This is a genomic window from Xanthomarina sp., assembly GCF_035306705.1.
Classification (GTDB): Bacteria; Bacteroidota; Bacteroidia; order Flavobacteriales; family Flavobacteriaceae; genus Xanthomarina.
The window spans coordinates 1-5,242 of record NZ_DATGNO010000104.1 but is presented as its reverse complement, the minus strand read 5'-3'; the positions used below and the strand labels follow the sequence as shown (position 1 = coordinate 5,242).

The following is a 5,242-nucleotide window of genomic DNA, read 5'->3' as shown; positions in this document are numbered from 1 at the left end:
TATTGATTGGCGAATTCTCCAGGAAAACTGAAGATGGAATATATATTTTAAAAGGCTTCTATAAGAACGGTAAAAAAGACGGTGAATGGATAATTCAGGATGCGGATGGTACACCAAGAGAGATGGTTACTTATAATGAGGGAACTAAAAATGGACCATTTAAATACTATTATTCAAATGGCTCATTAAGAGAAGAAGGAAAATATAAAAACGACCAAATTGTTAGCAGTGTAAGGTATCATACTAACGGAGAAGTTGTTGAGTAATGACCACAAAATATTAAGAAATAAATTTTAGCCCTATCAGACTTTTTTAGTCAGATAGGGCTAAAAAGTTCTTGTCAATAAATCGGTGCGAAACGTAATACTGAAATCCAAACGTCTGTGATAAGTCTTTTGTGATACTTTTAATCCAGGTTCGTAGGTATTCAAAATAATACTATTTCTCACTATGCGTTTATTGTTGATAAGCATTGCAGTTTTATACTCAACTGTGGGTGCTTCCATTAATGCTCAAGGGCATTCTTTTGAAAAAGAAGTTGAGGCCATCATTGGAGTGGTGGATATAATGTGATTAGGAGCTTTGTGTTGGATGGAAAGCGTAAAGTCGGTTACATCTATTTGCCATCGTTTTATACTAACGGGGACGAACACGGCAATTATATGCCCGGTTGTTCCAACGATCTTGCCAAGGAGCTGATAAAAACAAAGCGAGAGGGCATTGAAGTTTTAATTCTTGACATAAGGGGTAATGGTGGTGGTGCTATGGTCGAAGCTCTTATGAAGAAAGTAGTTTTGAATATCTGCCTGGTACTATTCGTTGCAACTGCCAATGTAAAGGCTCAGGCTCCCGGTGAAGCCGTGGAGTACATGAATCAAATGGGTAATTCTTTTACGGAGTTGAAAGACGAAACCTGGAAATACTTGAAAGCCGTAACCCGGGGCCAGGGAGCAAGGCGGGTTGAGAAAAAACGGCAGCAGCTGATTCAAGAAGTTAGGGCCAAAAAGAATGAAGTCAGCAAAATGACAGGTTTTTATTCAGATAACTCCTTAAAGAATGCGGTATTAAGCAAGAGGCATACGTGTTGGATGCAATAAACCGTGCCGATGTTAATGCCATGGAACAAAATATTAATGTAATGCTTAGCTATTCAGAAGAATGCATGGCAAAACTGGATACTTTAGTCAGGTACAAGGGAGATGGAGCCCATTTAGCTTACAATTAAATTGATTTAAAACCCAAGTATTAATTTTATGAAAAATCTATTTACTTTAATTTTTGCCTTTTGCACAGTTTACTGTTACAGTCAAATTGAAAAACCAACAACAAAAGGAAATATTGCTTTAGGAGGAAATGCCGGATTTGCGTACAATAGCGGAAGTAGTGAAGCTAAATTATTCTTCTCAGGAGAAGAGGTGCAATCGCTCGAATATGACCAAAAATCTTTTGGGTTTTCTTTTGAGCCTACCTTTGGGTATTTTGTCGCTGATGGACTTGTAGTTGGAGTATCTCCATCATTTTCATACAACAAACAAGAAGCTTCCGGTTTATTACATACTTCAAATGCTTATTCAATTGGAATATCTCCATTAATTAAATATTATTTTAATAACGGTCTTTTTTTAGGTCTTGAACCAGGTTATCATTACTCAGTATCTGAACAAGAAGGTGTTGCCAATAAAACAAAAACCAATCTAATTTCAATTAATCCTAGCTTTGGTTATGCTATTTTTATTAACTCAAAAGTATCTCTAGAACCCTCAATAGAATACTCTTTTGAAAAAACTTTACGGAAAAATGAATCGGATTTTGATAGTAAGAATAATCGGATCCTATTCAACATAGGATTTCGTATATTTTTATAAAAAACCTGCCGGGAAAGTCGATAATTCAAGGGGGGTAGCCCGCTTTAACTATTGTGTAACCAGAGATTAAATTCACCCGCAACCCGCCACTGGTCATGTTGCCACACATTTGGGAAAAGTCCAACAAATGTCAAGGATTTTCAAAAGATTCCGACTAATTCCAAGAGATTCCACTACAACTTAGAAAATTCCAACTTCCCAGGCGGGCAATCCCTGCTTGGGGATTTTTCTTACTTTTACAATACGTGGCAGACCGAATGCTTACCTTGGAACCTATGTGTTGGAAGGAGTGACAGTGTATGGGGATGCACCTGATGCACCTATAAAATATGAAGATACAAACAACCATGTATTTGGATGTTCCAAGTGTCCAACATCCGACTCAGGGCCAGGTGCAGCTGGAGATCCGGCCATCCAAGCCGGTTATCGGTGGAGTGCAGCATTAAACCATTGGATCTCCCATTAAAGACCAATAGGGTGGACATCATGAAATTATTGTGATGTCCGCTTTTCCCATATTTGATTTTTAAATTTAATTAGAATACTTAACTAGGGTTTTATGAAGAAATCAATATTTGTAATCATCCTGATAATGCTTATGCCTGTATTGTTAACTCTGTTGGGAATAGTTTTATTTGGCAGGATGAATCAACCTTTCGAAATAATGTTCACCCTTTCGGTCGTAATTTCATTTATTGTTTCTTTGTTTATACTTAAGTTTACCGATCTAATTAAAATAATTCATCTCAAGAGGCCTAAGATTCGTCCATTATTTCTTTATCTAATTGCGGTAACATTATACTATTTTTTAATTGTATTGGTTTTTCCGGAATTTACTGGTGGTAACGAAAAGAACTTTTTTTGGATTCGTTTGCTTCGTTTACTTTTTTTAGCGCCCGTACTTGAGGAGGTGATATTTCGAGGAGTAGCGATTGAACTCCTTCTAAACAGGAACTACCCCAAATGGGGAATAATTGGTTTGACTGCGGCAACTTTTGCGTTAACGCACTTATCCCCAGAGAAAATAAGCATTTCTGATTTGCATTTCCTTGCTGTTGGAGTTTTGACTGCATTAATTTATTTGCGGGAAAGAAATCTTATCTATTCCATTATTTTTCATTCAATGCTCAACTTACTTTTCTTCTTATTTTAAATACATAAACAAATCGATAAAGCAGTAAAAAAAAATCGGGAATGGAAGGAGATTTCTGTTTTCGGTAGAACGCACGTTTTTTTTGAACATTTAAAAGACGAACATATGCAATTTTTATAAAAATACTACGATAGTCAAAAAGTCAGTATAGCCGTATTGATATATCAGCTAAATTTTACGCTCTTTGATGACTGCGATAGCTGCTATACCTTGCAGTGAGCCGGATGAATGCTTCTTCTTGTTTTTATCTCAGCCTTTAAGGCAAAATTCTTTCAACTTAACTTTTAGTCCGATTATTGGGGAGTATTATAGTATGGCGGTGGAAATATTCTCCCTTATACAAATATGGTATATGTAAACTCTCATGACAATCAAGTTTCTGGAGTTATTGAAGCCACCTTAAATGCTGTAGGAATGGTTTGGAATGGATTTGCCTGGGTATATAATAGAGTCGCCAATTAAAGGCCCTAAAACAGATGAAACTTATTTTTTATCAACAACTTGAATTTCAAACATATCGTTTAATTTCGGTTAAGTTTCATCTGTTTTTCATAAATGAATATTCTTAAAAATAAATGAAAAATAAATTTTTCCCACAAAACATCTCTCAAAGCTGCATATTCATATTATTTTTCATACTCGTTGCAGGTGGTTTTTCTTTGTTATTTGCTAAAATGATCGCCGATGACAAACTCCTTTTACACATTTATTTTTCCATAGGAAGTGCCATCCTCATTTTATTAGCACATTGGAAAAACCGCTTTTCAAAAGAAAAAATCAAATATGATTACCGAATAGCAAAGCCTCGCATGTTAATACCACTTCTTTTTGTATTGATAATTTTTCATTTCGGAGTATTGTTTCCTGTTTTCAGAGGTCTAATTATAGGGGAATACACCCCATATTCAATGGCTTCGTTAGATAATATTATAGGTTACGCCATTTTAGCTCCTGTCTTTGAGGAAATTATTTTCCGAAACATTGTTCTAAGAGGGCTTTTGACTAAGTATTCGGGTCAAAAAAGCATAGCAATTTCTGCGATATTATTTGCTTTAGTGCACATAGATGTTTCCAATATTTACTGGGGTCAAGTTATTACTGCTCTCTCTTTGGGATTATTTACAGGTTGGCTTTTTTATAAAACCGGGAGAATAGGATTGTGCATTATTGTGCATTCGTTTTCAAACTTAATGGTTATAACATCAGTTTCATTAGAAAATTATTTGCGCACGAACTTTCCCCAAGACTTTTTCCCTATAAGTATTTATTGGCTAATGATTGTTTTTGCCACCATTTTAGTAGCTTACTTATTATTATATACCAATAAAAAAATAACATTTCTCAACAAAACATAGACTGTTTGTTTTGCTTAGATTGGTGATTATTTATTAAATATCTGGCCCCATAACATGGGTTGGGGCAATCACCAATAGCGTAACAAGGGCCGGAATTTTTCGGCCCTACTTAAATTAATTGACATGAAAAAAACATTAAAACTTTTGTCATACACCCTCTTTATAGTTTTTATCTTTTTAATTGGAAACGCATTATTTCTATTTCTTTTTGGAACAGTGCCCATGATTTTAGGCTACTCACCGTCTCAGTTTTATCATTTAATTTTGGATGGCCTTAGCTTTATTGCACTAATGCCCATAGTATTCTTTTTTAAAAAAAGGCATAATATTTCTTTTGAATTTAGGTTTAGTTTTAAACAAATAATTATAATGTTCATCCTGGGCAGTTTGTTATTTGTGGTTGTAAATCCCTTTTTAAAACCTATTGATTTTATTAATTCACTAACAGACGAACTCATAAGAATAGAGACTCCTCTTTCAAAGTCCGTCGGATTAATCTCTTTACTATCAGGCATAAATATGATAATAATTGCCCCAATCATTGAAGAACTTGTTTATCGGGGAATTATTTTTAACTATTGCCGAAAAAAGACTTCACTTCTTTGGGCAGTTTTAATTTCAGCATCATTTTTTTCTATTGTTCATTTTAATCCGGAAGGAATAATTTTTCTTCTTATTTATGGGGTTATGTTTGCCATAGTATATTACAAGACAAACAATCTGCTTATTCCAATACTTCTACACAGTTCTATTAATGCCATTGCATTTTTTAGTGAACCCTCAACGATTGGGTTGTCAACAGAAAGCCTTTTGATTTATTTGGCAATTTATCTTGGAGCTTTAGCAGGAGCAATATTTATCACTGTAAA

7 protein-coding genes are annotated in these 5,242 nt (G+C 34.7%); all 7 read left to right on the top strand.

Annotated elements, in window-relative coordinates:
* Positions 1-266: toxin-antitoxin system YwqK family antitoxin (locus VKY47_RS09240; protein WP_414731221.1), on the top strand; the 266-nt coding region annotated here is incomplete at its 5' end.
* A 321-nt stretch (positions 267-587) separates the two neighbouring features.
* Positions 588-1,097, top strand: coding sequence for a S41 family peptidase (locus VKY47_RS09235; protein WP_324312231.1), 510 nt, complete (start codon positions 588-590; stop codon positions 1,095-1,097).
* Positions 1,098-1,253: 156 nt separating this feature from the next.
* The gene (locus VKY47_RS09230) at positions 1,254-1,865 is read left to right on the top strand and encodes a hypothetical protein (RefSeq protein WP_324312230.1); all 612 of its coding nucleotides are present in this window, start codon (positions 1,254-1,256) and stop codon (positions 1,863-1,865) included.
* A 217-nt stretch (positions 1,866-2,082) separates the two neighbouring features.
* Positions 2,083-2,331, top strand: a complete 249-nt coding sequence (locus VKY47_RS09225) for a hypothetical protein (RefSeq protein WP_324312228.1) — start codon at positions 2,083-2,085, stop codon at positions 2,329-2,331.
* A 93-nt stretch (positions 2,332-2,424) separates the two neighbouring features.
* Positions 2,425-3,018, top strand: coding sequence for a CPBP family intramembrane glutamic endopeptidase (locus tag VKY47_RS09220; protein WP_324312226.1), 594 nt, complete (start codon positions 2,425-2,427; stop codon positions 3,016-3,018).
* 575 nt (positions 3,019-3,593) lie between these two features.
* A complete protein-coding gene (locus tag VKY47_RS09215; protein WP_324312224.1) occupies positions 3,594-4,373 on the top strand; it encodes a CPBP family intramembrane glutamic endopeptidase in 780 nt (259 codons plus the stop codon).
* 123 nt (positions 4,374-4,496) lie between these two features.
* Positions 4,497-5,242: CPBP family intramembrane glutamic endopeptidase (locus VKY47_RS09210; RefSeq protein WP_324312222.1), on the top strand; the 746-nt coding region annotated here is incomplete at its 3' end.